Source organism: Janthinobacterium sp. SUN176, assembly GCF_030587335.1.
Lineage (GTDB): Bacteria > Pseudomonadota > Gammaproteobacteria > Burkholderiales > Burkholderiaceae_D > Janthinobacterium > Janthinobacterium kumbetense.
On sequence record NZ_JAPWIA010000001.1, the window covers coordinates 2,766,976 to 2,792,971 of the forward strand.

Annotated in this window: 22 protein-coding genes and 4 tRNA genes; 8 read left to right on the top strand and 18 right to left on the bottom strand. The window is 64.5% G+C overall.

From position 1 onward, the window contains the following. Window positions 1-7 precede the first annotated feature (7 nt). The 3 genes from tagF to O3299_RS12550 all read right to left on the bottom strand — a co-directional run bounded on the left by tagF (window position 8) and on the right by O3299_RS12550 (window position 5,893). A complete protein-coding gene (tagF, locus tag O3299_RS12540; RefSeq protein WP_305062435.1) occupies window positions 8-988 on the bottom strand; it encodes a type VI secretion system-associated protein TagF in 981 nt (326 codons plus the stop codon). Then, window positions 985-4,836, bottom strand: coding sequence for a type VI secretion system membrane subunit TssM (tssM, locus tag O3299_RS12545; protein ID WP_305062436.1), 3,852 nt, complete (start codon window positions 4,834-4,836; stop codon window positions 985-987). Before tssM ends, tagF begins: the two co-directional genes overlap by 4 nt. Before the next feature lie 217 nt (window positions 4,837-5,053). After that, on the bottom strand, window positions 5,054-5,893 hold the full coding sequence (locus O3299_RS12550) for a M15 family metallopeptidase (RefSeq protein ID WP_305062437.1): 840 nt from the start codon (window positions 5,891-5,893) through the stop codon (window positions 5,054-5,056). Between the two features lie 137 nt (window positions 5,894-6,030). Here O3299_RS12550 and O3299_RS12555 point away from each other — a divergent pair, with 137 nt between their 5' ends. Further along, window positions 6,031-6,720, top strand: a complete 690-nt coding sequence (locus O3299_RS12555) for a hypothetical protein (protein WP_305062438.1) — start codon at window positions 6,031-6,033, stop codon at window positions 6,718-6,720. A 5-nt stretch (window positions 6,721-6,725) separates the two neighbouring features. Here O3299_RS12555 and O3299_RS12560 read toward each other — a convergent pair whose 3' ends face one another. After that, complete coding sequence (locus O3299_RS12560) at window positions 6,726-7,517, bottom strand: alpha/beta fold hydrolase (RefSeq protein WP_251351373.1); 792 nt, start codon at window positions 7,515-7,517, stop codon at window positions 6,726-6,728. Between the two features lie 337 nt (window positions 7,518-7,854). Between O3299_RS12560 and O3299_RS12565 the strand changes: the two genes are divergently transcribed. Further along, window positions 7,855-8,238: a hypothetical protein gene (locus tag O3299_RS12565; RefSeq protein ID WP_251351372.1), complete on the top strand. Its 384-nt coding sequence runs from the start codon at window positions 7,855-7,857 to the stop codon at window positions 8,236-8,238. A gap of 145 nt (window positions 8,239-8,383) precedes the next feature. On the opposite strand, the gene O3299_RS12570 is transcribed toward O3299_RS12565, so the two are convergent. Beyond that, a tRNA-Asn gene (locus tag O3299_RS12570) sits at window positions 8,384-8,459 on the bottom strand. 269 nt (window positions 8,460-8,728) lie between these two features. Here O3299_RS12570 and O3299_RS12575 point away from each other — a divergent pair. Further along, window positions 8,729-9,436 carry a GntR family transcriptional regulator gene (locus O3299_RS12575; protein WP_305062439.1) on the top strand — a complete coding sequence of 236 codons (708 nt, stop codon included), beginning with the start codon at window positions 8,729-8,731 and terminating at the stop codon, window positions 9,434-9,436. A gap of 109 nt (window positions 9,437-9,545) precedes the next feature. Here O3299_RS12575 and O3299_RS12580 read toward each other — a convergent pair whose 3' ends face one another. The 6 genes from O3299_RS12580 to O3299_RS12605 all read right to left on the bottom strand — a co-directional run bounded on the left by O3299_RS12580 (window position 9,546) and on the right by O3299_RS12605 (window position 16,371). Further along, window positions 9,546-10,844 (bottom strand): NCS2 family permease, encoded by a 1,299-nt coding sequence (locus tag O3299_RS12580; protein ID WP_092606241.1) that lies wholly within the window; start codon window positions 10,842-10,844, stop codon window positions 9,546-9,548. A gap of 71 nt (window positions 10,845-10,915) precedes the next feature. Continuing rightward, window positions 10,916-11,317 carry a GtrA family protein gene (locus tag O3299_RS12585; protein ID WP_289916478.1) on the bottom strand — a complete coding sequence of 134 codons (402 nt, stop codon included), beginning with the start codon at window positions 11,315-11,317 and terminating at the stop codon, window positions 10,916-10,918. A gap of 140 nt (window positions 11,318-11,457) precedes the next feature. Next, window positions 11,458-12,921, bottom strand: a complete 1,464-nt coding sequence (locus O3299_RS12590) for a cytochrome c (protein ID WP_305062440.1) — start codon at window positions 12,919-12,921, stop codon at window positions 11,458-11,460. Continuing rightward, window positions 12,918-14,576 carry a GMC family oxidoreductase gene (locus O3299_RS12595; RefSeq protein WP_305062441.1) on the bottom strand — a complete coding sequence of 553 codons (1,659 nt, stop codon included), beginning with the start codon at window positions 14,574-14,576 and terminating at the stop codon, window positions 12,918-12,920. Before O3299_RS12595 ends, O3299_RS12590 begins: the two co-directional genes overlap by 4 nt. Next, window positions 14,573-15,232: a sugar dehydrogenase complex small subunit gene (locus O3299_RS12600; protein WP_305062442.1), complete on the bottom strand. Its 660-nt coding sequence runs from the start codon at window positions 15,230-15,232 to the stop codon at window positions 14,573-14,575. Before O3299_RS12600 ends, O3299_RS12595 begins: the two co-directional genes overlap by 4 nt. A gap of 122 nt (window positions 15,233-15,354) precedes the next feature. Then, window positions 15,355-16,371: a hypothetical protein gene (locus tag O3299_RS12605; protein WP_305062443.1), complete on the bottom strand. Its 1,017-nt coding sequence runs from the start codon at window positions 16,369-16,371 to the stop codon at window positions 15,355-15,357. Window positions 16,372-16,518: 147 nt separating this feature from the next. Here O3299_RS12605 and O3299_RS12610 point away from each other — a divergent pair, with 147 nt between their 5' ends. From O3299_RS12610 to O3299_RS12625, 4 genes are all read left to right on the top strand, one after another. Continuing rightward, on the top strand, window positions 16,519-17,025 hold the full coding sequence (locus tag O3299_RS12610) for an N-acetyltransferase (RefSeq protein ID WP_289910851.1): 507 nt from the start codon (window positions 16,519-16,521) through the stop codon (window positions 17,023-17,025). Continuing rightward, window positions 17,010-17,747, top strand: coding sequence for an aspartyl/asparaginyl beta-hydroxylase domain-containing protein (locus O3299_RS12615; protein ID WP_305052757.1), 738 nt, complete (start codon window positions 17,010-17,012; stop codon window positions 17,745-17,747). Before O3299_RS12610 ends, O3299_RS12615 begins: the two co-directional genes overlap by 16 nt. Next, window positions 17,744-18,766 (top strand): sulfotransferase, encoded by a 1,023-nt coding sequence (locus tag O3299_RS12620; RefSeq protein ID WP_305062444.1) that lies wholly within the window; start codon window positions 17,744-17,746, stop codon window positions 18,764-18,766. The genes O3299_RS12615 and O3299_RS12620 overlap by 4 nt, the downstream gene beginning before the upstream one ends. A gap of 141 nt (window positions 18,767-18,907) precedes the next feature. Beyond that, the gene (locus O3299_RS12625) at window positions 18,908-19,876 is read left to right on the top strand and encodes an alpha/beta fold hydrolase (protein ID WP_099667104.1); all 969 of its coding nucleotides are present in this window, start codon (window positions 18,908-18,910) and stop codon (window positions 19,874-19,876) included. A gap of 63 nt (window positions 19,877-19,939) precedes the next feature. Here the strand turns inward: O3299_RS12625 and O3299_RS12630 are convergent, their stop codons facing one another. From O3299_RS12630 to O3299_RS12655, 6 genes are all read right to left on the bottom strand, one after another. Next, window positions 19,940-20,650 carry an alpha/beta hydrolase gene (locus O3299_RS12630; RefSeq protein WP_305062445.1) on the bottom strand — a complete coding sequence of 237 codons (711 nt, stop codon included), beginning with the start codon at window positions 20,648-20,650 and terminating at the stop codon, window positions 19,940-19,942. 184 nt (window positions 20,651-20,834) lie between these two features. Next, a tRNA-Asn gene (locus tag O3299_RS12635) sits at window positions 20,835-20,910 on the bottom strand. Between the two features lie 90 nt (window positions 20,911-21,000). Beyond that, window positions 21,001-21,327: a Dabb family protein gene (locus O3299_RS12640; protein WP_251352090.1), complete on the bottom strand. Its 327-nt coding sequence runs from the start codon at window positions 21,325-21,327 to the stop codon at window positions 21,001-21,003. A gap of 123 nt (window positions 21,328-21,450) precedes the next feature. Further along, window positions 21,451-21,526, bottom strand: a tRNA-Asn gene (locus tag O3299_RS12645). Window positions 21,527-21,661: 135 nt separating this feature from the next. Next, window positions 21,662-21,737: transfer RNA gene (locus O3299_RS12650), tRNA-Asn, on the bottom strand. A gap of 131 nt (window positions 21,738-21,868) precedes the next feature. Then, a complete protein-coding gene (locus tag O3299_RS12655; RefSeq protein ID WP_180278725.1) occupies window positions 21,869-23,083 on the bottom strand; it encodes an amino acid aminotransferase in 1,215 nt (404 codons plus the stop codon). A 112-nt stretch (window positions 23,084-23,195) separates the two neighbouring features. Here O3299_RS12655 and uvrB point away from each other — a divergent pair, with 112 nt between their 5' ends. Further along, the gene (gene uvrB / locus O3299_RS12660) at window positions 23,196-25,283 is read left to right on the top strand and encodes an excinuclease ABC subunit UvrB (protein ID WP_077407260.1); all 2,088 of its coding nucleotides are present in this window, start codon (window positions 23,196-23,198) and stop codon (window positions 25,281-25,283) included. A 77-nt stretch (window positions 25,284-25,360) separates the two neighbouring features. Here the strand turns inward: uvrB and O3299_RS12665 are convergent, their stop codons facing one another. Continuing rightward, window positions 25,361-25,987: a flavin reductase family protein gene (locus O3299_RS12665; protein ID WP_305062446.1), complete on the bottom strand. Its 627-nt coding sequence runs from the start codon at window positions 25,985-25,987 to the stop codon at window positions 25,361-25,363. Window positions 25,988-25,996: the final 9 nt, after the last annotated feature.

Below are 25,996 nucleotides of genomic sequence, written 5' to 3' on the forward strand. Positions count from 1 at the left end.
CAATCCTTCAGGCAAAGGTATCGGCAAACATGGCGCAGGCCGAGCGCAGCGACAGCTGCTCCTGCTGCAGGCAGGCGGAAAACTGGCGTAGCGCCGCATCGTGTCCCAGCTGCTCCTCGACCCAGTCGAGCTGGTCGAAGACGATCAGCCGTTCGCAGCCGGCCTGCGGATCGATCAGCGCGCGCAAGCCGTGCGGGTCGGCGCCGCAAAAGCCGATCACCAGCACGGGCGCCTCGTCGAGGTGGGAAAAGAACAGCGCCAGTTCGAAGTCGGCCTGGCGCAGGAAGGGCGCGATCAGGTGCAGCCAGAAGCTGGCCACCAGTTCGCGCAGCTGCGCGTCCTGCGGCAACGGCAGCACCAGGCTTTTCTCCAGGCGCGGCAAGCCGCTCTGGCGCACGGGCCGCAGCAGCAGGCCCAGGCCCAGCAGCAATTCGCGCACCGTCACGGGAAACGCGGGCGAAGCCAGCATCGCCTGCAGGCCATGCAGCGTCTGCGCCTGCAAAAAGGCGGCCAGGCGCGCCGCGTGGCGCGGCGCGGCCGGTTCGATGTCGACCACGTTGCCGGCCAGCGCCAACAGGGCCGGCAACGGTTCGGCGCTGGCCACGATGCCTTGCGACAGTTGCTCCACGCGCTGCCACAGGGGCGCCAGCACCAGCGGGCTGCAGGCGACAAAGGCTTCCGCGTCATCGACTTCCAGCGCGCCCATGGCCATGAAGGGAAAGCGCCGCAGCGACTGGTCGCTGCTCGCTTCCAGGCGCCCGGCGATGGCGCGCCGGCTGCGCGTGCCGACGAAGGCAAAGCGCAGCGGCGGCAAGGCGTCGTAATTGAGCTTCCAGCGCGGCTCCACCGTCAGGGCGGTCATGACCTGCGCCAGCCAGTCGTCGAGCAGCTGCACCAGCGCGTGATTGTCGCAAGCCTTGATGAAATCGCCGCGCGCGGGGATCTTGCCAAAATAGCCGAGACGCACCTGCTGTTGCCCGCGCATCATGGCGCCATTCCCGCTGCGGCTACGGCAACGGCAGCAACGCCGGCCATCGCCGGCGCGGGCGCGGCGGAAGCGCCGGGCGTGCCGACGACGGTCTCGGGCAGCTGCATGCCGCGAAAACCCTGCTCCTGCACCGCCGCAGCCCCGCCCGCGCCGGCGCCCGCCGTCTCGGCGCTGCTGGTGATTTTCAGGTCGACCGCCACGGCCACCTCGCCGCGCGCCCAGCGCAGTTCGAACACGCCGCCATCCTTGCGCTTCTTGGCCGCCGCATCGATCATGCGCTTCAAGCCGAACTGGCCCGGCTCGTTGAACAGTTCCACCGTGCGCCCGTCGAAGGTGACGGCCGTGATGCGCGCCCCCTGCCCTCCCGCCGCGCCCTGCGGGCCCGGATGCACCATGTTCGTCCACTGCGCCGGGGTGTTGCGGTAGCGTAGCTGCTGGCCGTCGATCTCCACCGTGTATTCCAGCGTGCCCGGCGCGGGCGATGGCTGGATCTGGAAGACGGTTTGCGCCGCCGTCGACGTGGCCGCCACGCCGCCGGCGCCCAGCGGCGCGATCCAGCCGGGAAAGCGCGCCACCACCTGCGGCGACAGGCTGATGCCCATGTCGGCCCAGGTGCGCGGCGCCAGCACGTCGCCGCGCCGCACCACCAGCGGTCCCATGGACGTCGTGACGAATTTCGCCACCAGGCCTTCCGGGCCGAAGAACTGGCCGATCTCCAGATTGCTCGCCTCGATGCGCGCCGTGGGCGCGAACGGATATTTGTTCGCCAGCGATTTCTGGAACGGCTCATACACTTGCGCCGCCCAGGTCTTGTTGATATCGAGTTCGGCCGGCGCGACGATGACGGCGAAGGTCTGCATCAGCGGGCGCACGAGGATGGGACGGATCGCCTGCTTTTGCGCGTCGCTCATCCCCGTGAGCAGCTGCTCGTCGACCAGTTTCAGGGCGTCGGCCAGTTCGGAACCGCTGCCCTCCAGGGTCTGCTGCATGAACTGGCGCGCGCCCGGCCCGGGATCGCCCTGGTTCTTCAACTGGTTCAAGCGGCTGCGCAGTTTCGACAGCGCTTCCAGGTAGGCGCGCATCAGGGAGGCATTGTTGTCCCTGGCCGCCACCAGCTTGCCCACGCCGGCAAATTCGCGGCCCACGGGGCCCATGGGCTTGTCCAGGCGGGCCGGGTCGAGCTGCGCATTGAGACCGGGATTGGACGTCAGTTGCGACGGCGCGCGGCGCAGCACGGTTTCCTTGAACCAGGCGACGAGGCCCCGCTCGGCCTTGCGCAACTGGGCATTCTGCAGCGCCGGGTTGTCCCACGAGGTTTCCTCGTAAATGGTCGTCAGCAGTCTGGCGACCGGCGACGACTGCGGGTCGCCCAGGCGGTTCATCGCCTGCACGGCGCCGTCAAAGCCTTTCAGGTCGGCGACGGCGACGCCCTGCACGAATTTTTGCCACTCGCGCGCGTAGTCGGCCTTGTACATGGCCACCAGGTTTTTCTCGATCTGCTCCGGACTGCCTTCCAGGGTCAGGTCGTCGGTGGTGGCGCTTTTCAGCACCCAGTCGGCGCTTTGCAGCTCGCGGTTGGCGGCGTCGCGAAACGCGCCTTCGACGAACTTTTCCCACGCCTGGCGCGTAAAGGCGCCGGAGACGGCGTGACTGCCCGCCAGCAGCGCCTGATCCTGTTCGCCGACGATGCGCGCCACCGTCATGCCGGGAAAGCGCGTCGAGGCGCGCGCCTTGACGTCGGCATACACGCGTTCGCGCGCCGGCATGCCGCGCACCACGCGGCGCAGGTTTTCGCGCGCCTGGTCGACCAGCGCCAGCTTCGGCTCGATGCGCGGCCAGGATGGGTCGCCGACCTGCGCCAGGTAAAACGTCAGCAGCCGTTCGGCGCTGCGTATCATCTGTTCGCGCGGCATGGCGCCCCGGTTACCCTCCAGCCAGCCGCGCCAGAAGCGCGTCAGCTGGTCGTTCAGGTGGCTGCTTTCCGCATGCGACTTATCGGCCAGCATCAGATAGGTCTTCAGCGCGTTGTAGGCATCTTCCACGTTCGTCGCGCTGGCCGCCTGGTACTGCACGCCGCGCGCCGCGGCGGAAGGCGCTACGGAAGCGGCGGCCGGCGTCTGCGGGGTGCGCGCCGTGGGCTGCAACTGGTCGGCGCTGGCGTTCATTTCAAACAGCAGGGCTTCCAGCGCGCCCGCCACGGGGGTGAGCATGACCTGGCGCGCGCCGGAAAAGTACTCTTCGCGCAGCTTGCGTTCGAGCAAATCCCCCTGGTACAGGCCCAGGCGCAAGGACCAGGGCCGTTGCGTGCGGTACGCTTCCAGCTGCTCGATGCGGTCCTGCAAGATCTCCAGCGCTTCCAGGCGCGACTGCAAGTCCAGGCGCCGCTCCTGCAGCTTCACCACCTTGTTCAGATCGGCCTCGACGTTGGCCACCAGTTGCCGGTTGCCCAGGTAGGACCAGCTCCAGCCGCCCAGGCAGGCGCCCAGCGACACCGTCGCGGCGAAGAATACGGCATACTTGAAGCGCAGCCTGGCGCGGTTGGCATAGTTGGCCACCAGGTGCTTGTCGGCAAAAATCACCTTGCGGAACAGGTCCAGCAGGAAATAGCCATGCTGGCGCGCGCCCGATGGCACCGTGGCCGGGGCCGGCGCGAACGCCAGGTCGAAGCGGCGCGCCACCTGCTGCGAGGAAGCACTGACGGGCTCGCCCTCCTGCAGCGCGCTGGTAAAGTAAAAGCCGCGGAACACGGGCTGGAACTGGAACGGGTTTTCCTCGAACAGGGTGGCGATGAAGGCGCGCAGGGCCGGCTTGATGGCGGCGAATTCGAGCGGAAAGGTGAAGACCCCGGGCGCCATCGTCTTGCGTTGCCGGTGCGCCATGTTGGCCAGGCTCAGCTCCGTCAAGCCATCGTGCAATTCATCGAAACCCTGGTCGAAGAACGCCAGCAGGTCGGCCGTCGGCAGCTTGCGCTGGTAAGGCATGGTGGCGCCCCAGACGCGCTCGCGCTCGCTGCGTTCGGCATCGGCGAAAAACTCCGTGAAGCCGGCGATCAAGTCCGCCTTGGTAAACACGATGTACAGGGGCGCGAACACTTCCAGGCGTTCGATGACGTCCTGCACGCGCTTGCGCAGGCTGCGCGCCAGTTGCATGCCGACATCGGGGTCGCCGCGCAGTTCGGCGATGCTGACAGCGATGAGGATGCCGTTGATGGGCGCCTTGCGCCGGTATTTTTTCAGCAGGTCGAGAAAGCCGAACCACTCGCCGCGGTGCTCGTCGACGACGGAATAGCGTCCCGCCGTGTCGAGCACGATGCCGTCCGTGGTGAAAAACCAGTCGCAGTTGCGCGTGCCGCCCACGCCTTGCACGATCTTGCCGTCGGCGAAGGGAAATTGCAGTCCCGAATGCAGGATGGCGCTGCTCTTGCCGGCGGCCGGATTGCCGATGATCATGTACCACGGCAATTCATACAGGGCGGCGGCGCCCGACTTGATGCCCAGCTTGGACGTCTTGATGGTCTCGATGGCGGCCAGCATGCCCGTGCGCACGGCGCCCAGTTCGCCCTGCTGCGTGCTGCTGGCCGTCGACGCCGAGGCCGCTTGCGCGGCGGCGATCTCGGCCTCGTTGAGGATGGCCTGGCCCAGCGCCTGCGCATCGCGCCGCGCGCGGCGCCGGCGCCACAGCCACAGGCCCAGCCAGGTGACAAAGGCCAGCAACAGCAAGGCCAGCGCCCAGATCAGCGCCACTTCCAGCACTTCGGCGCCCAGGTACAGGAACACGGCCAGCGCCACGAAGCCAAGGACGGTCAGATTGCGGCTGTCGGTGAGGAAATGCCAGATTTGTCGCAGCATGATGAGCCCAGGGTGAGGTCGCAAAGCAGGAGGAACGCCGCCGCGCAGCGAGGCAGAGTCGGCCCATGCTGACAGCAATGCGGCGCGCCATTGTTGACATATGACAAGTACCAGGCGCCAGCGCGCGGCAGGCGCCGCTGTGCCCTTGACGCTGCGCAAGCAAGCTTGCAGCTGTGAAAATCCGGCCGCCGCCCGGCGCTAGAATGGCTGGCGCGGCTTACTTGCCCAGCACGCGCGGTTGCGGCAAATCCGTGTGGCCGAAGTCCATCATGGTCCAGCGCCCGCCCCAGCGCAGACCCACCGATTCGGCCGTCACGCCATATAAGCGGTAGCCGCGCATGGCCCAGGCATTTTTTTCAGAAATGATGAGCTTTCCTTCATGCATGAATGCGCAATCGGCCGCCAAGCCATACTGGTGATAGCTTTGAAACGCCCTCGCGTTCGTCACGTTCGGGCCGGCCGCCGCCAGCTGGTCCTGGCGCGCGGGACTGCGATAGCCTTCCAGCAAGACCATGTCGTAACCATGCACGTCCTTCATGATCTTGAAGACCAGCAGCAAACGCTGCGCGTAATCGTGGTCGAGCAATTGCCAGTTGCGGCTGGCGCCGCCCAGCAGCGGGCGCAGCTGCGTCACTTCCGCCGTGGAAAACAGCAGCGGCGGCAAGGCCGGCGGCGGCACCAGCTGCTCGCCTTTCAGCAAGTCGCTGACCTGGTCATTGATGACGTGTTGCTGGTCGGCATAGCCGCGCAGCGCGATGCGGTCGCTGGACAGCCAGGCCAGCAGCGGCGGCACGATGACCAGCACGCTGCCCGCCAGGCTCAGCCAGCGGTGCCGCCACAGCAGTTGCCAGGCGCGCGCCATGCCCGAGCCCGTGTAGCGTTGCACGCGCTGCCACTGCGCGCCGCTGCCGCCCTTCAAGTGCTGCGCGCGCCGCTGCATGCGCCAGCCCAGGTTGACGAGCGTGTGCAGCACGATGGCGCGGCCGCCGGGAAACAGCAGCAGCCAGCAGGCAAAACAGGCGAGCAAGAAATACATCAGGACCAGGGCGACGAACATGGGGCGCTCCGTGACGGGGAATCGGCGGGGCCGGGCAGCGTGCTCGGCGGTATCGCTAGATCGTAGGCGTCCGCGGCCCGCATGAGCGCGGTTTACATCAAGGTCAGTCGAATTTGATCCACTGCGGAGGTGATATTTTGTCTTTACTGAAAACCGGGGATGGCCAGGCGCGCGGTCCCGACCTGCTGGGCAAGGCCGGCGCGGCTGGCGCGCGCATCGAAGGCAAGGGCATCCTGTCGCAGCTCGAACACGGCGTCGCCGCGCCCGCAGCCATGCCGGCCCTGCGCTGGCGCCCCGGCTGGCGGCATGGGGCCGTTGGCGCGCTGTGCCTGGCGGTGCTGATCACGGCCGTGTTCGCCTACGATACGGAGGTCTTGCCGCGGCCCCGGCCGGCGGCGCCCGCCACCGCCATGGCGCCGCCCGCAATGCCGGCGCCAACGGTGCCGCCACAGGCGGCGCAGGCGGCCACCATCGTCAATACGGCGGCACCGCCCTTGCCCGAGGCGGCGGCCGCGAACGCGCCGCGCAAGACGCCGCCGCCCTTGCGCCAGGCGACCGCGCGACCACAAGGAGCGAGGCCGGCTGCCGCGCCCGGCGACAGCGACGTCGCCTTGCTGACGGCGATGGTGGCCCATGCGCACCGGCAAGAAGGCACGGCGGCGCCCGTGCGCGACGTGGTGCTGCGCAGGCAGGAACAGGAGCAGGAACAGGAACAGGAAACGGCGGAACTGTTACGGCGCTGCAAGCAGCTGGGCTTGATCGAAGGCATGCTGTGCCGCTCGCGCATCTGCTCGGGCCGCTGGGACAGCGATCCCGCCTGCCATTGAGGAACTCATGTGTGTCTCGGATGCGTGGCCGCGTCCATACGGCCTTGCAAAAAGCCTTCCATCAGCGCCAGCAATGCCTGCGGCTGCTCCTGGTGCGGCGTATGGCCGCACTGCTCGACCATGGCGGGCACGGCGTTGAGCGCCTGCGCCACGATCGTGTCGACCTGGGCCGCGCTGCCGTACTGGTCCTCGCTGCCCTGCACCACCAGCGCCGGGCATTCGACGGAAGGCAGCAGGTACTCGATGTTCCAGAACTGGAAACCATAGCTGAGCCAAGTATCCGACCAGGCCTTGAAGATGGTCTCCGTCTTGTCGCCATGGTATTTCGCCAGCGCGCGCAGCTTGCCCGCGCCAAACGCCGCGTCCGCCACGCGGATGCCCTCGAGCGTGATGCCCTCGACAAACACGTGCGCCGCTTCGGTGATGATGCCGCGCAAGCGGGGCGGCTGCTGCGCCGCATAGATCAGGGCGATGCTGCCGCCATCGGAATGGCCGACGAGAAAATGATCCTGTCCCGGCAGCAGTGCCGCCAGCACTTGCGGCAGCTCGCACAGTGCGTAATCGTGCAAATAATGGAGCTGCCGGCGCGCCGCCAGCGGCGACGACTGGCCATAGCCGTGGCGGTCGTACAGCAAGCCGCGGCACCCCGTCGCCTGACATAGCTGCGCGGGAAAATCTTTCCACATCGCACAGCAACCGAGTCCCTCGTGCAGAAACACCAGGCAGGGCTTGGCGGGGTCGCCGTCGATCAATTCGTAATAGATATCGGTTTCGGCACTCAGGTTCAGTATCGGCATGGGCTAGGCTCGCAACGGTTTCCGCATCGGCAGGTCGGCTGGGCCTATTGTGCCATTGTCCTGCGCGACATGCGTGGCGCCCCGTAAAAATAGCCTACGGGAAAAGATCTTGACGCCTGCCTGCAAGGTGTTTGCGCCAGCACAAGCGAGCGCCGTTTTTCCGGTGGCACCGCCCCCTTTTTGCCCGCGCGTTTGCCTAGAATAGCTTACTCCCACAGCATGGAGCAGGCGGCTACCTTATCAGCCAGGACGTGACACTGGCCGTCACGGCAACAGATAGGGCGTCTTGCCGCACGACGACAGGCGCGGCGTCCAAACTATCGATCAGGAGTACATCATGGAAATGAAAGTAGAACATCGCACCGGCAGCAACCTGGCACTGGAAGAAACCGAGCTGCCGATGGAACAGGAAGGCCAAAGCGCCAAAGGCGCGGCCGCGCAGGACTTGAACCTGAGCCCCGCCGCCTTCACCACCTACTACACGTGGACGGCCAACGGCGTGCATCCTTCGGTCAACTTCGCCAATGCCAACGTGAAAGCCAATTCGCGCGTCTTCCTCAACATCAGCGAATACGGCGCCACTGCCCAGGACCGTTTCATTGGCGCCGCCCGCATGGCCGTGTACAACATTGCGCCATACAACGGCGGCTTCCGGGCCTGGGTGGAAATCTCGTGGGGCAGCCCGCTCAAGGTGCGTTTCGACGTGTTTGTCGATCCCTGATCCGGGAAACACTGCGCGCCCCCTGCCAGCAGCGGGCCGGCGTCGCGCACGCCGCTAACACGGCATGGCCAGCGTGAACGGAAAACCGTGCGCGCATGACAAAAGGGCCACGTGTTGCCACGTGGCCCTTTGCTGCTGCTTGTTCTGGCTCCCCGACCTGGACTCGAACCAGGGACCTGCGGATTAACAGTCCGTCGCTCTACCAACTGAGCTATCAGGGAAAGGAGGCCGAATTATATACGTCAAAATTTCCCATGTCCAGTCGTTACGACATGGTTGCTGCATGAGCAGTAAAACAGGCCGCCGGCGGGCCAGCCTCGCCAGATGGGTGCGCCCGTCTGCGCGGCGTCACGCAAGATAGTAGAATAGCCAGGCCTTGCCGATATGGAAGGCGCACAACGGCATGCCGGCAACGGGGCGTCAACCACGCCGCCGCGCGGACATGCGCTTGCAAGCTCACCTTGCCCCTGGCTTACTGCTCTCACCCGACATGACAGAATCAAGCGCAACCCTGGTGGACAAACCCGGCAGCGGCGACAGCTCGGCGGAAATTGCCGAGCATATGGCGGCCGCCATCGTGGCGCGCCAATTGCCGCCTGGCACCCGGCTGCGCGAAGAAGCGCTGTGCCGGCTGTATGGCGTCAGCCGCACCAAGATCCGCGCCGCCCTGCTCATTCTTTCAAAAGATAAATTGATCCGCATGGTGCCCGACAAGGGCGCCTTCGTCAGCCAGCCGACCGAGGCGGAGGCGCGCGACATCTTTGCCGCGCGACGCGTCATCGAAGCGGCCCTGGCGCGCGAATTCGTCGCGCGGGCCAAGCCTGCCGACTACCGGATGCTGGAGCGCCACCTGAAGGCGGAACGCCTGGCGCTGGCGCAAGCGACGCCGCTGCGTTCGCAACTGCTGGGCGACTTCCACGTCTTGCTGGCCGATATCGCCGGCAACGCCGTCCTGCGCGACATCGTGCGCGAACTGGTGGGCCGCAGCTCGCTCATCACCATGCTGTACCAGTCCGGCCACGCCGCCGCCTGCTCGTACGACGAACACGGCCGCTTTCTCGAGGCGGCGCGCAGCGGCGACGCGGACCTGGCGGCGCGCCTGATGGTCGAGCACCTGTCGCACGTGGAAGCGGCCTTGCGCTTCGACGGCAGCGCCAGCGACGACAGGAAAGACCTGGTGGCCGCGCTGCTGATGTAGGCCCCGTCATCAAAAAAGGCCGCCCCTGCGGATGCACGGGCGGCCTTTTTGCGATTGCCGCTTTTTCGATAGCAGTACCGGACGCGCGGCTCCGGCCCTGCCCTCCCCGCTATTCGCCCAGGTAGATAAACTTGAACAGGAAGATGGCTGCAATGATGTAAGCCACCACCGACACTTGCTTGCCCTTGCCCGTCAACAATTTCAATACCGCATAGGTGATGAAGCCGAAGGCGACGCCGCTGGCCACGGAGTACGTAAATGGCATCATCAAGGCCGTGATAGCGGCAGGAATGCTTTCCGTGCTGTCATCCCAGTCGATGAAAGTCAGTTCGCGCAGCATCAAGCACGCCACGTACAGCAGCGCCGGCGCCGTCGCATACGGCGGCACCGTGTGCGCCAGCGGGGCGAAGAACAGGCTGCCCAGGAACAACAATGCAACGGCCACGGCCGTCAAGCCCGTGCGGCCGCCCGCTTGCACGCCGGCAGCACTTTCCACGAAGGCCGTGGTGCTGGACGTCCCCAGGCAGGCGCCTGCCGCGATCGCCGTGCTGTCGGCCAGCAAGGCCTTGTTCATGCGTTCCATCTTGCCGTCTTTTAACAAGCCGGCACGGTTGGCCACGCCCATCAGGGTGCCCGTCGCATCGAACAATTCCACCAGGAAAAATACCAGCACCACGTTAACGATGCCGATCGACAACGCGCCCATGATGTCGAGCTTGAACAAGGTCGGCTCGATGGCGGGCGGCGTCGAAACGATGCCGTTGAACTGGTTGCCGCCAAAGAAGAAGCTGGCGACGGTGATGGTGAGGATGCCGATCAGGATCGCGCCCGGCACTTTCAGGCGGTCCAGCGCGACGATGATGAAAAAGCCGAGGATGGCCAGGATGGGTGCCGCCTGGTGCAAGTCGCCCAGGGCGATGATGGTGGCCGGGTTCGATACCACCACGCCGGCGCTTTTCAGGGAAATAATCGCCAGGAACAAGCCGATACCGACGGTGATGGCCGTGCGCAGCGCGGGCGGAATGCTGTTGATGATCATCTCGCGCACCTTGAACAGGCTGACCAGGATGAACAGGCAGCCGGAAATGAAGACGGCGCCCAGCGCCACTTCCCAGCTCATGCCCATGCCCTTGACCACCGTGTACGAGAAATACGCATTCAAGCCCATGCCCGGCGCCAGCGCGATCGGATAGTTCGCGTACAGGCCCATGATCAGGGTGCCGATGGCGGCCGCCAGGCAGGTGGCAACAAAGACGGAGTCTTTCGGCATGCCCGCGTCGCCGAGGATGGACGGGTTGACGAAGATGATGTAGGCCATCGTCAGGAACGTGGTCAGGCCGGCCAGCAGCTCCGTGCGCACATTGGTTCCGTTGTCCTTCAGTTTGAAATAGCGTTCCAGGAACTGCATGATTAACCCCTTGTTTTGGTAAAACCGGGCGCCTGCGTGTGGCCAGTGCGCCTCTTTTTATGACGAAATGACTACTTTCCCGCTGCGCCCGCCGGCTTGAAGGCCCACCAGCGGCTGCCCGCGAAATTCCAGACCAGCCCGATTCCCGTCGCCAGCACCTGCGCCAGCCAGTAATACCAGCCCAGCTGGTGTACCAGCAGCCACATCAGGCCCGTATTGATGCACCAGCCGATGCCCAGCAGGGTGAAATACTTGCTGGCGGCCTCGCCATGGCCCTTGTCGCTCTTGAACGTGAAAAAGTAATTGAGGAGGTAGTTGACGATGGAACCGAGGATGTAGCCGATGCCGGACGCGGCGGCGGCATTGATGCCGGCCCATTCCACGCCGCCCCACAGCACGCTGTATTGCACGGCCGTGCCGGAAGCGCCGACGGCGGCGAAACGCAAAAATTGGTGATGCAGGGAATGGGACATTGTCAATTTTCAAATAAGACGAAAACAATTGCCGGGATCGGGCCAGAATAAAAAATGGCTACGATTGCTCGTAACCATTTTTCAGCCTGCATTTTACTGCAAGTTGCGCCCAACGTTCATATTCGCCGCCGTTTCGACACTTATTCCTTGCGCTGGCGGCGCCGGCGCAGCAATACAAACAGCGCGATCAACAGCAAGATTCCCACGATGCCGCCCGGCAGCATGAACGGTTGTGCGCGCGCCAGCACGGGCTTCTCGCCGCCGCTGCGCGCCTGCGCCACATACGCGGGCGTGACGGACACATCCGGATTGCCATACTGCTTCAGCACGTAATTGGCGATAGCGGCGATCTGCTCGTCCGTCAAGGGTTGCACATACGAACGCTGGTCGAAACGGGGCATGAACGCTTCGTGCTCTTCCCCTTCGATCTTGCGCTCGACGCCAAACAAGATGGCCGAGACCAGGTTGGCCGGCGTGCTGCCGCCCGTCGCCGTGTTGTTGAACAGGGCGGGATACGCCTGGCCCGTGCTGCCGGCACCGCTGGCCGAATGGCAACTGGCGCAGTAGCCGGAAAACAGGATCGCGCCGCTGTTGAGCGAATGGCGCTCGGTGGAACTGGCCATGCCGCGCAGCAGCGGCTCTTCGCTGGCGGCGCTGCCATGGCTGAAGGCGGCTTGCGTCTGCCCCGGCGCGCGCACGGGCGGCACCGTGCGCAGCCAGGCCACGATGGCGGCCACGTCGTCGTCGCGCAAAAACTGCAGGCTGTTCTGGATGGCTTCGGCCATGCCGCCCGCCGCCTGCCCCTTGCCTTCCACGTGGCCCGTCTTCAGGTAAGCCGTGAGTTCCGCATCCGTCCACGCGCCGATGCCGCTGACCTTGTCGGACGTGATATTCGGCGCATGCCAGGAACCGAGCGACGCGCCCGCCAGGTTCTGGCTGCCGATTTCCGCCATCAGCGCGTTGCGCGGCGTATGGCAGGCGCTGCAGTGCGCCAAGCCTTCGGCCAGGTAGGCGCCGCGGTTGATCTGCGCGCTCTTCGTGGGGTCCGGCACGAAGCGTTTATTGTCCAGGAACAAAGTATTCCATCCCAGCATGGACAAGCGCACATTGAACGGGAATGGCAAGGCCGTCTGGCGCGCCGGCGCGTCGACGGGTTGAACGGCCTGCATGAAGTAGTAATACAGGTCGCCCACGTCCGCATCCGTCAGCTGCGCATAGCTGGTGTAGGGCATGGCGGGATACAGATGGCTGCCATCGGCGCGCACGCCTTCGCGCAGCGCGCGCGCAAAGTCGGCTTCCGTGTAGCGGCCGATGCCGCCTTGTTTCGACGGCGTGATATTCGTCGCGTAGATCGTGCCCAGGGGCGAGTCGATGGCGTAGCCGCCCGCATACGGCTTGCCGCCCGCTGCCGTATGGCAAGCCATGCAGTCGGCGGCGATGGCCAGGTAGCGGCCCCGCTCGAGGCGCGCATCGGGCTTGGCGGCCACGGGCGCGGCGGGACGGTCCGGCGTCAGGGTGACGGGCGGCGCCGAGGCAGGCACGGCAGCGATGGCGCCGCCGGCCAGCAAGGCCAGGCCGAGAGCGAAGGACAGGCGGCGCATCATGCTGCCGCCCTTGCCAGGGTGCGGGCGATGTCGTCGGCCGCGCGCAAACCGAGCGCGGCCATGCTGAGGGTGGTGTTGACGACGCTGGCCGACGGCATGGCGCCGCCGCCGGGCAGCCACAGGTTGGCGTGATCATGGGCGCGGCAATTGCCGTCGACCACGGAATCGGCGCGATTGGAACCCATGATGACGCCGCCCATGATGTGGTTATTCGCATTCAGGCTGTCGGTGATATGGAATTCCACGGCGCCGAACAGCTTGCCGATGTGCTCCAGCTGCGCATGCGCGGCCTTCGCGCCATCGCGCACATAGTCGCCCACGTCATAGTAGATGTCCGGGCAGGCCAGGCCCAGCGGGTCCTTGCGCGTCTTGCTCAATGTCAAACGGTTGTGCGCTTCCGGCAGCGGCTCCAGGCTGATCGACAGGTCCACGCCGAACGCGGCGCGGCGGCGGATTTCATCGTCGAGGTCCTTGCCCACCAGGCCCAGCTTCAAGGATTGCTGGGTAGCAGGTCCCACGCGGGTGATATTGTTCAAGATCATCTTGTTGGCCGAATACTGCGCGCGGAAGGCGCCGTCGCGCGGCCCCACCAGGCAGCTGCTCTGCGCCGGGCCGCGGCCCGTCCAGATCGGTTCATTGGCGAGGAAGGTACAGTGGAAACCCGAGTGGTCCATCATGTTGCGGCCCACCTGGTCGGAACTGTTGGCGATGCCGTTCGGATTGTTCTGGTTCGCCGCCAGCAGCAGCAAACGGGGCGTTTCGATGCCATTGCAGGCAATCACGAAGGCCTTGCCGGTCGCCATGTGCGACTGTTTCTTCGCGTCATACCAGTGCACGGCCGTCACGCGGTTGTTGTGGTCCGTGTCGATGCGGTAGACGACGGCCTCGGCCAGCACGCCCGCGCCCTTCAGCTCGGCCCGCTCCACGTGGTGGATGCCGTTGTACATGGCGCCGATGGGGCAGATCGGCTGGCAATTGTTATTGCCGCAGCAAGTCGGGCGTCCCTGCCATGGGCGCGTCGAGCGGCCTTGCGGAATCGGCACGGAACGGTAGCCGTGCGGGTTGACCACTTCGGCAAAGCGCTTGTCGCCATAGCCCCAGGGCACCATGTCCATCGGATACGGCGCGCTGCGCTCGCTGGGCGACTGCAGCGCCGGATCGTTGGGGCCGGCCACGCCCATTTCCTGCTCGGCGCGGCAATAGTACGGTTCCAGCTCATCGTAGGAGATGGCCCAGTCGCGCCCTACCCCGTAATCGCTTTTCATGCGCATGTCGGACGGCAAATGGCGCCAGCACGATGCGGCCCAGTGCCAGGTCGTGCCGCCCACCGTGCGCAGATAGCCCTGCTGGAAACTGCTGCCGCTGGGGCCGGACAATTCCACATAGTTGTTTTTTGGAAAATACAGCGGCGCGGGCGCGTTGTCCGCCTGCGGATACAGGCCCTGGAAATCGGAACCGACGCGGTTCTCGAACGGCATGTTGCGCCAGTTTTCCACTGCTTGGCCCCGCTCGATGCGCAAGCCCGCTTCCAGCATGATCACGGAGTGACCCTGTGCGGCCAGCTGGTCGGCCATCATGGCGCCGACGACGCCGGTTCCGACGATGACGACATCGGCGACGACGTCGCCATTACTCTTGAATTGGGGTGATTTCATTTTGCTTGCTTGCCTTTGGTTTCGGGAGTGCCGGTGGTGGCCGGGGCCGGTACGGGTTTTGGCGCCACGGGCGCGGAGACGCCCACGGCGGGCGGCGCCTTCAGCCACCACAGGGGGCCGTAATTGCAGTAAGTCGGCACGACCTGGCCATTGGCCACCGTGCGGTACATCAACGCTTCCGCATACGCGACGACGATGGACTTCGTGCCCTGCGCCGCATTTCCGGCGACGGTGCCCGTGTACCAGGCGGCAACGATGGCCAGCGCCAGCTCGCGCAGACCCGCATCGGCGGCGCTGGCGGCCGCCAGCAGGGCCTTGGCTTCCTGGCCCGTGACGAGCAGCGCGCCCAGCTGCGGCAAGCGGTCGGCAAAGCCGGGCACGTTGGTGCGCATGGCTTGCTCGATGCGCGCCGCCGTCGCGGCGGACAGGTCGCGGTGGCCCGTGATCGTTTGCGACAAGGTGTAGAACAGCATGGTGGCGGGCGCCAGGCCGGTGGCCGGAGCGCTGGCCGGCGCCTGCATGGCGGCGGACAGGGGATTGCTCCAGAAACCGGCCTGCGCCAGCAGGGCGGCCAGGCCGATCAGGGCGTGGCGGCGGCTGATGCGAGGAAGGGATGAAACGGATGTTGCAGATGGTTCAGTGCCTGGATGGTTCATGAGACTCCCGCAAGACTTGTTATTTTATTGACTTCGATGATTGCGCTACATTGCATTTGCGCATAGATGGAACCGGTTCCATATTATCCTACAGAAGTAAATAGTCTGCCAATGTAGTACTACTACTGAGACACTACCCTGGGCAATTCCGGTATGGATTCAGGCATTCTGCGCAGGCAAAACGCCAGTCCCGGCTGGTTGCCCAGGCGGTAATGGAAGTCGAGCACGCTGCCGCCGGCCAGGCTGGGCTTGCCGGGCAAGGCCAGGGGCAGGTTCAGGCTGCACTCATGGTCGCCCAGGACGATGTCGCCATGCACGCGGATGCGCGTCAGCAATCGCGGCGCCTGTTCCAGCACGTCGGGCAGGCGGATGCTGGCGGCCGGCAGGCTGTCGCCCCCTTCATCCTGCCAGGCGCGCAAGGCGTCCGCATCGAGGGTAAACACGCGGCCCCAGTCGGTGCACGGCGCATCCGGCGCGCGCCGGTCCAGGCCCAGGTGCACGGTGACGGCCGCCGGCAGCAGCGTCGCCGCGGGCGCTTGCGCGTGCAGGTTGCGCAGGATGGCCACCTGCGGCTCCTTGCCCAGCGCCGTATTCATGGTTTCGCTGACGATCACGTCCGGCATGGCGCCGGCAGGAATGCGGCAGGCGGCCGCGTCGGCGCACAGGTACTCGGCGACGTGGCTGTCCAGGCCCAGGACTGCGATCAGGTCGCGCGCATACGCCAGGGTCTCGGCATGCACGTCGAGGATGGAAAACTGCACCAACTGCGCATCCAGCACGGCCATCACCGGCAAGGCCAGCAGGGCGAACGGGCCGCAACCCGCATACAGCACCCGCACGGGCCGCCCGCCGCTCACGTCCAGGCGCTCGCGCACGGCCTGCGCCAGGCCCTGGATGAAGGCGGCACTGCGGTATGGCTCGCGCGCGCACAGTCCCGCCTGCACGGGCGAGATGGCCCAGCCGCTGGGCAGAAAACTTTCGCCATCGCGCAAGCCGTCCTGCCGGTCCATGGACAGGCGCGAATGGCGCTCGACGAGCTGGCGCAGCTGCACCGTTTCACCGACCAGGCTGGCCAGGGAGCGCTGCGGATCGCACAGCGCGGCCGCAATGGCGGCCAGTTCCGCGCGCGCCGGATTCACGCGCGACTCCACGGGCGAGGCGGGATAAAGACAGAATGCATGGCGGCCTCCTTGAAATGATTGCAAGTACGCGGAAAAATTGGCAGCATAGCAAATAAATACATGCCTGCTCATTTGCCGCCATCGCAACCACCTACCGGAGCACCGATGCACGCCTTGCCGCTTTCCGCCCTCGCCAGCCTGCCCGCCCCCTACCAGTTGCGCGTCCAGCGCGATGACGACGAAGGCTTTGCCGCCGCGCTGTACGGCTCCACGCGCGACGACCTGCGCCAGATGCCGGCCGCGCCCGCCGTCATCGAACAGCTGATCGCCATGCAGCAGCGCATGCAAAGCCACGGCTATCGCCAGACGTATCCGCACGCCGTGTACCTGGTGCTGCAGCACGGCGACACGCCCATCGGCCGCCTGATCCTGGAGCGCCGGAATCAGGTGCTGCACCTGGTCGACATCGCCATCCTGCCCGCCGCGCAAGGCCAGGGCGCCGGCAGCGCCGTGCTGCGCGGCCTGCAGGCGCAAGCCGCTGCGGAGCAATGGCAGATCCACCTTGCCGTCAACAAGGGCAACGCCGCCGCGCGCGCACTGTACCAGCGGCTGGGCTTTCGCCTGCGCGGGGAAAACGAGGTGCAGGAGCAACTGGAATGGAGCGCGCCATAGTGCCGGCGCCGAATCCGCCCAGCACCTGGCTGCAACTGCCGCTGCGCTTCGACGTGGCGCGCATGCAGGGCGACAGCGACCAGTTCGCCGCCGGCGAGTGGATCAGCCATTTCAACACGGGCGCCTACGACACGGGCTGGAGCTGCATACCGCTGCGCTCGCCAGGCGGAGCAGCCGGCGATATCATGCCCGTCAACGGCCCCGCCTATGCCGCCACGCCGCAACTGGCGCGCTGCCCCTGCCTGCGCGAGGTGCTTGCCAGCTTCGCATGCGAGCTTCACGCCGCGCGCCTGATGGCGCTGGCGCCGGGCACCCTCATCCGCGAGCACCGCGACGCCGGCATGTCGCTGGCCGATGGCCTCGTCCGCATCCATATCCCCATCCACACCTCGCCGCAGGTGCTGTTTACCATCGATGGTGAGACCGTCCACTTCACGGCCGGGCACGCCTGGTACATGGATGCCAGCTGCCTGCACGCGGTGCACAACCGGGGCGCGACGCCGCGCATCCACCTCGTGCTCGACTGCATCAGCAATGCCTGGCTCGAAGCGCTGTTCGCCTCGGCCGGCTTCGTGCCGAAAGCGCCCCACAGGTATGGCGACCCCAGCATCAACGATGGCAATGTGCGGGCCGTCATCGCCCAGTTGCGGCTATCGCCCTCGCCCGCCAGCCTGGCGCTGGCCAGCGCGCTGGCCGCCCTGGCCGACGGGAACGCGCCGTGAGCGCCACGCCGGGCCTGGCCCAGCAGGAACGCTTGCTGGCCAGGGGCGAGACGGTAACGTGGCACGAGGGCATGGACCTGCGCGGCTGGTATCCGCTGTACGTGGAGCGGGGCGAAACATGGGCGGACGCCGCCATGTGCTGGCGCGAGCTGGGAAAAACACCCTTCAGCGACGCCTTCTTTGTCAATACCCTGGCGCGCCAGCCGCACGGGGAGCGCCGCGTCTGCCGCACGCCGCTGGCGGCGCTGGCGACGCTCGGCGATGGCCTGGCGCCCGACGCCTTCATCTTCCACGTCTCGCGCTGCGGCTCGACCCTGCTGAGCCAGCTGTTGGCATCCTTGCCGCAATGCATAGTGATGTCCGAGCCGCCCGTCATTGACTCGCTGCTGCGCCTGCATCACGACGGCGCCGACCCGGCGGCCAGCGTGGCCCTGCTGCGCCAGGCCATCCTGGCCCTGGGCCAGCGCCGTTCCGGCGCACAGACGCACTTCTTCATCAAGTTCGACTGCTGGCACATCCACAGCCTGGACTTGCTGCGGCAAGCGTTTCCCGGCACGCCCTGCCTGTTCGTCTACCGCGAACCGCTGGCCGTGCTGGCCTCGCACCAGCGCCAGCGCGGCCCGCAGATGGTGCCCGGCATGCTGCACCCGGCACAGCTGCCGCTGCCCGCACACCAGCTGGCGCCGGGCGATCTCGATGGCTATACGGGCCTCGTGCTGGCCAGCCTGCTCAACGCCGCCCGGTCCCATGCGGCGGCAGGACAGTTGCAATTAATTAACTACAGTCAATTGCCCGACATCCTCTTCAGCGATGTATTGCCCCGCTTCGGCATCGCCGCCACAGCGGCGCAGTTGCAAGCGATGCGCGCGCAAGGCGGCGTGCATGCGAAGTACGGCACGGCTTACCACGGCGATCCGCCCGCGCCCGCGGCAAGCGGCCTGGCCGCCATCGCCGCGCAATTGCAAGCCGCATATCTGGCGCTGGAAGCGTTGCGGCTGCATGCCGGGCAAGGTCAATGATTTTCATAAACCCAACTTTTTAACGAGGAGACATGTCGACGTACCCGCTGGAAACCATGCGATAAATTAGCTGTTCAACTGCGGCGCAAAATGCGCCGGTGCAAGCAACCTGAAACCAACCCTGACACCATGATAAAAAAAATGACATTGGCAGTGCTCTTGACCGCCCTGATTCCCTTCTACGCATGCAAGGCGCAAACCACGGCGGCAGCGACACCCGCTTCCGCGGAAGTCACCACCACCCTGACACCCGATATTGGCGGCATCAAGCAAGTGGTGGAAATCAAGACGGACGACGCGAACAAGCCCGTGCTGCTGTTTTTATCCGGCGGCCCGGGAAGCTCCATGATCAAGGGGGCGGATGCCTTTACGAATCTCCTGAAAAGCAGATTTACGATTGTGCAATGGGACCAGCGGGATGCCGGAAAAACCTTGAAACTGAATCCCTCCCCCACGCAGCCGTCCGTCGGGCAGATGGAGCAGGACACGTATCAAGTCATCCAATTTCTGCGCAAGGAGTTAAAGCAGGACAAAATATACTTGCTGGGCAGTTCCTGGGGCAACGTCCTGGGCTTTGATATCGTCAAGCGTCACCCGGAACTGCTGCATGCCTATTTCGCGTCGAATCCTGTCGTGAGCCAGCTGGAAAGCGAGAAAGAATTGCTGCAAGCCTTGAAAGTGCACTTCAAGGACAATGCCGTCGCCAGCCAGGAGCTGAACAGCATCAGTTTTCCGTTTGCAAGTGACGAAAGCATGTTCTATTTAAGGAAATGGCTTTTTTACAAGGATGGCAAGGCATTTGCGACGAGCGAAGGTTTCAAGACGGGTTTTCTGCAATGGTCAAAGACCTGGTCGCCCGTCTGGAACGAGGTCATGAACATTGATTTGCCCAAGACCTTGAAGAGCGTCGACTGCCCCGTGTATTTCTTCGTCGGCAAAAACGATATCCAGACCTCGACCAGGATCACGCAAGCGTATTTCGACACCTTGAAGGCACCAAGGAAGGGCTTGTTTTTCTTCGAGCATTCCGGGCATCAGATACACCAGGATGAACCGGTGCAATTTCAAGAAGCCATCATCAAGACCTTGGATGCGACTGCCAAGCCCTGATGCAACGCCCCATGACATGGGGCCCTTTTCGGGGGCCGACTGGCTGGCCGGCGCACTGCCGGCCTAGTCGCCGGCAATGCTCGCCGCAGCCTTGCTAATCAGCGACGCCACCGCGTGGGCTTGCGAAATGTAAATGGCATGACTGCCGGCAACTTCGACCACCGTCGAGCCCGCCCGCTCCGCCATCTGGCGCTGCATCGCCGGTGCAATCATCTGGTCCCCGGTCGCGACCAGGTACCAGCTGGGCTTGCTCCTCCACGCTGGCGCGCTGACCACGCCCGTCAAGGCAGCCATCCCCCAGGGCACTTGCGATGCCGCCATGAAGTTGGCCTTGTGCCTGGGCACATCGGCGGCGAAGGCGGCCGCAAACTTTTTCTGGTCGAGCAGCAGGAAGCCATCGTGCGGCGGCAAGATCGGCGGCACCGGCGCGCCAGGCGGGGCATTCTTCAGCAAGGAATCGACAGACTCCCCTTGATCCGGCACAAACGCCGCGATGTAGACCAATGCTTTGACCTTGGGATCGTTCCCCGCTTGCGTGACCACGGCGCCCCCATACGAATGACCGACCAGGACCACGGGACCCGGTACTGCGGCGATGACCCGGCCCGTCGCGGCCACGTCGTCCGCCAGCGATAGCGTTGGGTTTTGCACAATGGCAACGTGACAGCCTTCGTCACGCAGTACCCGGTAAACACCTTCCCAGCCGGACCCGTCGACAAAACCACCATGCACGAGCACGATCGTCGCCGGTCCGGCGCGCGCGATGTCATCCATGTCAGCCCCTCCCGGAAATTGCAAGCGATGACAGAGCCGCCAACGCCGTATCTCTTCCAGCATAGCGCCAGATGCCTGGTGGTCCATGCGGTGGATCAAGAGCAGGCGACACGGGCGTCTGCGCCGGCCCAGAAATGCAAAAAGCCCAACCGGTGAAGGCTGGGCTTTCTGCTACTGCGTGTTCTGGCTCCCCGACCTGGACTCGAACCAGGGACCTGCGGATTAACAGTCCGTCGCTCTACCAACTGAGCTATCAGGGAAAAGAGGCCGCATTCTATAGGGGAAATTTTACGATGTCCAGATTTCCCCGAGAAAAATATGTATTTCCCCGGCTGCGCCTTGCCCGTCGGTCAGCCGGGATGCTCTTGCGGGTAGTAGTCAACGACCAGCACCCGGCCCAGCCATGGCTTGAGCTGCTCGACAAAGGCCAGGTGGGCCGCATGGGTCAGGTACCCATCGCGGGCAGCGGCGTCATCGAAGGTCAGCGTGAAGCAATCGGTAAAGCCGTCGTCGAGGCCTTCCGGGCTGACGTTCGGCCCCCATTCGAATTGCCGCACGCCGGGAATGCGGTGTTTCAGCTGGGAAAACTCGTAGACGAGCTCGGCGTGCTTGGCAGACGTGATGCCATCGAGGAAGTCGCACAGGACGATGTGGCGCAAGGCGGAGGTACAAGTCATGGGAAGGTGCTCCTGAAGTGATGCATTCAGGATAGCGCAAAACGCGATCACGCACAGGCAAGCCCCGCTGGCGGCGGTGGAAAACAAAAAAGGCCATGTTTTTCAACATGGCCTTCCGAATTCTGGCTCCCCGACCTGGACTCGAACCAGGGACCTGCGGATTAACAGTCCGTCGCTCTACCAACTGAGCTATCAGGGAAAAGAGGCCGTATTATATAGGCCAAACTTGGCGCTGTCCAGATTTCCATAGGGAAAATCTTATCTTGCCCCAAGCTGCGCACCGGCGGCGCAAAAACAAAAAAGACCACGTTTTTCAACGTGGCCTTCCGAATTCTGGCTCCCCGACCTGGACTCGAACCAGGGACCTGCGGATTAACAGTCCGTCGCTCTACCAACTGAGCTATCAGGGAAAAGAGGCAATATTATATGTCGCTTGTTCCATATTTGCAAGACCGCTACTGCATCTTCACAAACATGGCCATCACCGACTTTCTACTGCCATCAGCGCCGCACTTGCATGCAGCGCCGAAGAAGCAAGATCTTAAAGCACTTTGGCGATCGCGTCAATAACGATGTCGATATTGCGCGAATTCAATGCTGCTACGCAGATACGGCCCGTGTCGACGGCGTAGATCGATTGCTCGCGCAGCGATGCCACCTGCTCCTTGGTGAGACCGGAGTACGAGAACATGCCGATTTGCTGGCGCACGAATTCGAAGTCGTGGCCTGGCGCCTTGGCTTTCAGCTTTTCCACGAAGGCATTGCGCATTTCGCGGATGCGCACGCGCATGCCGGCCAGCTCCTCTTCCCACAGCTGGCGCAGTTCCGGCGTGGCCAGGACGGTGGCGACCACCTTGCCGCCGTGTACCGGCGGGTTCGAGTAGTTGGTGCGCACGACGCGCTTCAGCTGCGACAGCAGGCGGGCCGCTTCGTCGGCGCTGGCGGCGACGACGCTCAGGGCGCCCACGCGCTCGCCGTACAGCGAGAACGATTTCGAGAACGAGTTCGATACCAGCAGCGGGCCGCCCGCGTCGGCGAAGCGGCGCACCACTGCGCCGTCTTCGGCGATGCCGTTGGCGAAGCCTTGATAGGCCATGTCCAGGAACGGCACCAGGCCGCGCGAGGTCACCACGCTGATGATCTGATCCCACTGGGCCACGCTCAGGTCGGCGCCGGTCGGGTTGTGGCAGCAGGCGTGCAGCACGACGATGGAACCGGCTGGCATGGCGTTCAGGCTGGCCAGCATGCCGTCGAAGTTCACGCCATGGGTGGCGGCATCGTAGTAGGTGTAGTTATTCACGACGAAACCGGCGTTCTCGAACAGCGCGCGGTGGTTTTCCCAGCTCGGGTCGCTGATGTAGACCTGGGCACCCGGCGCGAAGCGCTGCAGGAAGTCGGCACCGATCTTCAACGCGCCCGTGCCGCCGATGGCTTGCACGGTCACGGCGCGGCGCTCTTGAATTACGGCGCTATCGGCGCCAAATACGAGTTCTTGCACGGCCTTGTCGTAGGCGGCGAGGCCTTCGATCGGCAGGTAGGTGCGTGGGGCGGCCTGTTCGATCAGGATGGCTTCCGCCTTGCGTACGCAAGCTAACAGAGGCACTTTGCCGTTGTCGTCATAATAGACGCCGACGCCCAGATTGATTTTGGCGGGATTCTGGTCCGCGTTAAATGCTTCGGTGATGCCCAGGATCGGGTCGCGTGGGGCCATCTCGATGGCGCTAAACAGACTGGCAGAAACAGTTGGGTTCGTCATGATAAGATTGGATTCGATTGGAAGCAGGTTCACAGCGGAGTTGTAGACAGCGCCCCAAAATACAACGCCAGGGCCGCCAGCAGAGCACTATTCTAACAAAGGTCTGATTCACATGCCCGAATTATCTACCGCCAGCGAGGCGGAAAGCGCAATTATCTCTTTCCCGGACTCCCCCTTCAAGCTGCACCAGCCCTTCCCTCCGGCCGGCGATCAGCCCACGGCGATCGCCCAGTTATCCGAGGGGATTGCCGACGGACTGGCCTTCCAGACCCTGCTGGGCGTGACCGGTTCAGGCAAGACCTATACCATGGCCAACGTCATCGCGCGCATGGGCCGGCCCGCCATCGTCTTCGCGCCGAACAAGACGCTGGCGGCGCAGCTGTACAGCGAGTTCCGCGACTTTTTCCCGCAAAACGCGGTCGAATACTTCGTCAGCTACTACGATTACTACCAGCCCGAAGCCTATGTGCCGCAGCGCGACCTGTTCATCGAAAAGGATTCGTCGATCAACGAACATATCGAGCAGATGCGGCTGTCGTGCACCAAGTCGCTGATGGAGCGGCGCGACGTCATCATCGTCGCCACCGTCTCGGCCATCTACGGTATCGGCAATCCGAACGAATACCACCAGATGATCTTGACCCTGCGCGTCAAGGACAGGGTCGCGCAGCGCGACGTCATCGCGCGCCTGATCCAGATGCAGTACACGCGCAACGAAGTCGATTTCGGCCGCGGCACCTTCCGCGTGCGCGGCGATACCATCGACATCTTCCCCGCCGAGCATGCGGAACTGGCCGTGCGCCTGGAAATGTTCGACGACGAAATCGAATCGATCCAGCTGTTCGACCCGCTGACGGGCAGAGTGCGGCAAAAGATCCCCCGCTTCACCGTGTATCCGGGCTCGCACTACGTGACGCCCCGCTCCACCGTGCTGCGCGCCGTGGAAACCATCAAGGACGAGCTGCGCGAGCGCCTCGAGTTCTTCCGCAAGGAGAATAAACTGATCGAAGAGCAGCGGCTGGAACAGCGCACGCGCTTCGACCTGGAAATGATGGCGGAAATCGGTTTCACGAAGGGTATCGAGAACTATTCGCGCCACCTGTCCGGCGCGCTGCCGGGCGAACCGCCGCCCACCCTGGTCGATTATCTGCCGCCCGACGCCCTGATGTTCCTCGACGAATCGCACGTGCTGACGGGCCAGCTGAGCGCCATGTACAACGGCGACCGCTCGCGCAAGACCAACCTGGTCGACTACGGCTTCCGCCTACCGTCGGCCCTCGACAACCGGCCCTTGAAATTCGAGGAATTCGAACAGAAGATGCGCCAGACCGTGTTCGTCTCGGCCACCCCGGCCGAATACGAAAAGAACCATTCCGACCAGGTGGTCGAGCAGGTGGTACGCCCCACCGGCCTGGTCGACCCGCAAATCATCGTGCGTCCCGCCAGCAGCCAGGTGGACGACCTGATGTCGGAAATCGTCGAGCGCATCAAGAAGGATGAGCGCGTGCTGGTGACGACTTTGACCAAGCGCATGTCGGAGCAGTTGACGGAATACCTGGGCGACCATGGCATCAAGGTGCGCTACCTGCACAGCGACATCGAGACGGTGGAACGCGTGGAAATCCTGCGCGACCTGCGCCTGGGCACCTTCGACGTGCTGGTGGGGATCAACCTGCTGCGCGAGGGCCTGGACTTGCCGGAAGTGTCGCTGGTGGCCATCCTCGATGCGGACAAGGAAGGCTTCCTGCGCTCCGAGCGCAGCCTGATCCAGACCATCGGCCGCGCCGCGCGCAATCTGAACGGCACGGCGATCCTGTACGGCGACCGCATCACGGACTCCATGCGCCGCGCCATCGATGAAACGGAGCGCCGCCGCGCCAAGCAGATCGCCTTCAATACGGCCAACAACATCATCCCGATCGGCGTGAAGAAATCGATCCGCGAAATGATCGACGGCGTCTACAGTCCGCAGGAAGCGCGCGAAACCCTGCAGGTGGCGCAGGAAGCGGCGAAGTTCGAAGCCATGAGCGAAAAGCAGGTCAGCAAGGAAATCAAGCGCCTGGAAAAACTGATGGTCGACCACGCCAAGAACCTGGAATTCGAAAAGGCGGCGCAGGTGCGCGACCAGTTGCACATCCTCAAGCAGCAGCTGTTCGGCGCACCGGGCACCGACAACGTGGCGTCGATACTGGGCAAGTAAATATCACGCCATGCGTGGGGGCTGGCCGGTCGCGCATGCCATTTCATCATGCAGCAATAGCGCCCCGCCTCGCCCCTTCAGGGATAGCTGGGCCGGCGCATGTGGAACAGGCTGTCCGGTCCGATTTCGAAATAATCGGCCGGACCGCCGCCGCGCAATATCGGCGCGGCGGCGGCCGTGTCGTACACACCATCGGTCAACAGGTGGCGCGCGATATGCACGCCCACCACTTCCCCCAGCACCAGCCAGCTGCCGACACCGTCACCCTTGACGCCCTGCAGTTCGATGATCTGCGTGCGCCGGCATTCGAAGGAGACGGGGCTTTCGGCCACGCGCGGCACGTTGACGAGGCGCGAGGCGGCCGGCGTCAGGCCGGCCAGCGCGAATTCGTCGACTTCGGGCGGCGCCGGCGCGCAGCTGGCATTCATCGCCTCGGCCAGCGGACGCGTCGCCAGGTTCCACACGAATTCGCCCGTTTGTTCGATATTGCGCAAGGTATCCTTGCGGCCGATGCTGGAAAATCCGATCAGCGGCGGATGGTAATTGAAGGCGTTGAAAAAGCTGTATGGCGCCAGGTTGAGCACGCCCTCGCCGCTGCGTGAGGCGATCCAGCCGATGGGCCGCGGCCCCACGATGGCATTGAACGGGTCATGCGGCAAGCCATGGCCCTGTGCGGGTTCATAAAAGTAAATGGGGTCGAGCACGCGCGCTCC

Excerpts from the sequence above, each read along its gene's own strand:
- O3299_RS12580 (WP_092606241.1), bottom strand. The coding sequence starts at position 10,844 with ATGCAGTTCCTGGAACGCTATTTCAAACTGAAGGACAACGGAACCAAT.
- O3299_RS12625 (WP_099667104.1), top strand. The coding sequence starts at position 18,908 with ATGACATTGGCAGTGCTCTTGACCGCCCTGATTCCCTTCTACGCATGC.
- tagF (WP_305062435.1), bottom strand. The coding sequence starts at position 988 with ATGATGCGCGGGCAACAGCAGGTGCGTCTCGGCTATTTTGGCAAGATC.
- O3299_RS12600 (WP_305062442.1), bottom strand. The coding sequence starts at position 15,232 with ATGAACCATCCAGGCACTGAACCATCTGCAACATCCGTTTCATCCCTT.
- O3299_RS12585 (WP_289916478.1), bottom strand. The coding sequence starts at position 11,317 with ATGTCCCATTCCCTGCATCACCAATTTTTGCGTTTCGCCGCCGTCGGC.
- O3299_RS12655 (WP_180278725.1), bottom strand. The coding sequence starts at position 23,083 with ATGACGAACCCAACTGTTTCTGCCAGTCTGTTTAGCGCCATCGAGATG.
- O3299_RS12565 (WP_251351372.1), top strand. The coding sequence starts at position 7,855 with ATGGAAATGAAAGTAGAACATCGCACCGGCAGCAACCTGGCACTGGAA.
- O3299_RS12550 (WP_305062437.1), bottom strand. The coding sequence starts at position 5,893 with ATGTTCGTCGCCCTGGTCCTGATGTATTTCTTGCTCGCCTGTTTTGCC.
- O3299_RS12590 (WP_305062440.1), bottom strand. The coding sequence starts at position 12,921 with ATGATGCGCCGCCTGTCCTTCGCTCTCGGCCTGGCCTTGCTGGCCGGC.
- O3299_RS12575 (WP_305062439.1), top strand. The coding sequence starts at position 8,729 with ATGACAGAATCAAGCGCAACCCTGGTGGACAAACCCGGCAGCGGCGAC.
- O3299_RS12615 (WP_305052757.1), top strand. The coding sequence starts at position 17,010 with ATGGAGCGCGCCATAGTGCCGGCGCCGAATCCGCCCAGCACCTGGCTG.
- O3299_RS12640 (WP_251352090.1), bottom strand. The coding sequence starts at position 21,327 with ATGACTTGTACCTCCGCCTTGCGCCACATCGTCCTGTGCGACTTCCTC.
- tssM (WP_305062436.1), bottom strand. The coding sequence starts at position 4,836 with ATGCTGCGACAAATCTGGCATTTCCTCACCGACAGCCGCAATCTGACC.
- uvrB (WP_077407260.1), top strand. The coding sequence starts at position 23,196 with ATGCCCGAATTATCTACCGCCAGCGAGGCGGAAAGCGCAATTATCTCT.
- O3299_RS12630 (WP_305062445.1), bottom strand. The coding sequence starts at position 20,650 with ATGGATGACATCGCGCGCGCCGGACCGGCGACGATCGTGCTCGTGCAT.
- O3299_RS12610 (WP_289910851.1), top strand. The coding sequence starts at position 16,519 with ATGCACGCCTTGCCGCTTTCCGCCCTCGCCAGCCTGCCCGCCCCCTAC.
- O3299_RS12560 (WP_251351373.1), bottom strand. The coding sequence starts at position 7,517 with ATGCCGATACTGAACCTGAGTGCCGAAACCGATATCTATTACGAATTG.
- O3299_RS12595 (WP_305062441.1), bottom strand. The coding sequence starts at position 14,576 with ATGAAATCACCCCAATTCAAGAGTAATGGCGACGTCGTCGCCGATGTC.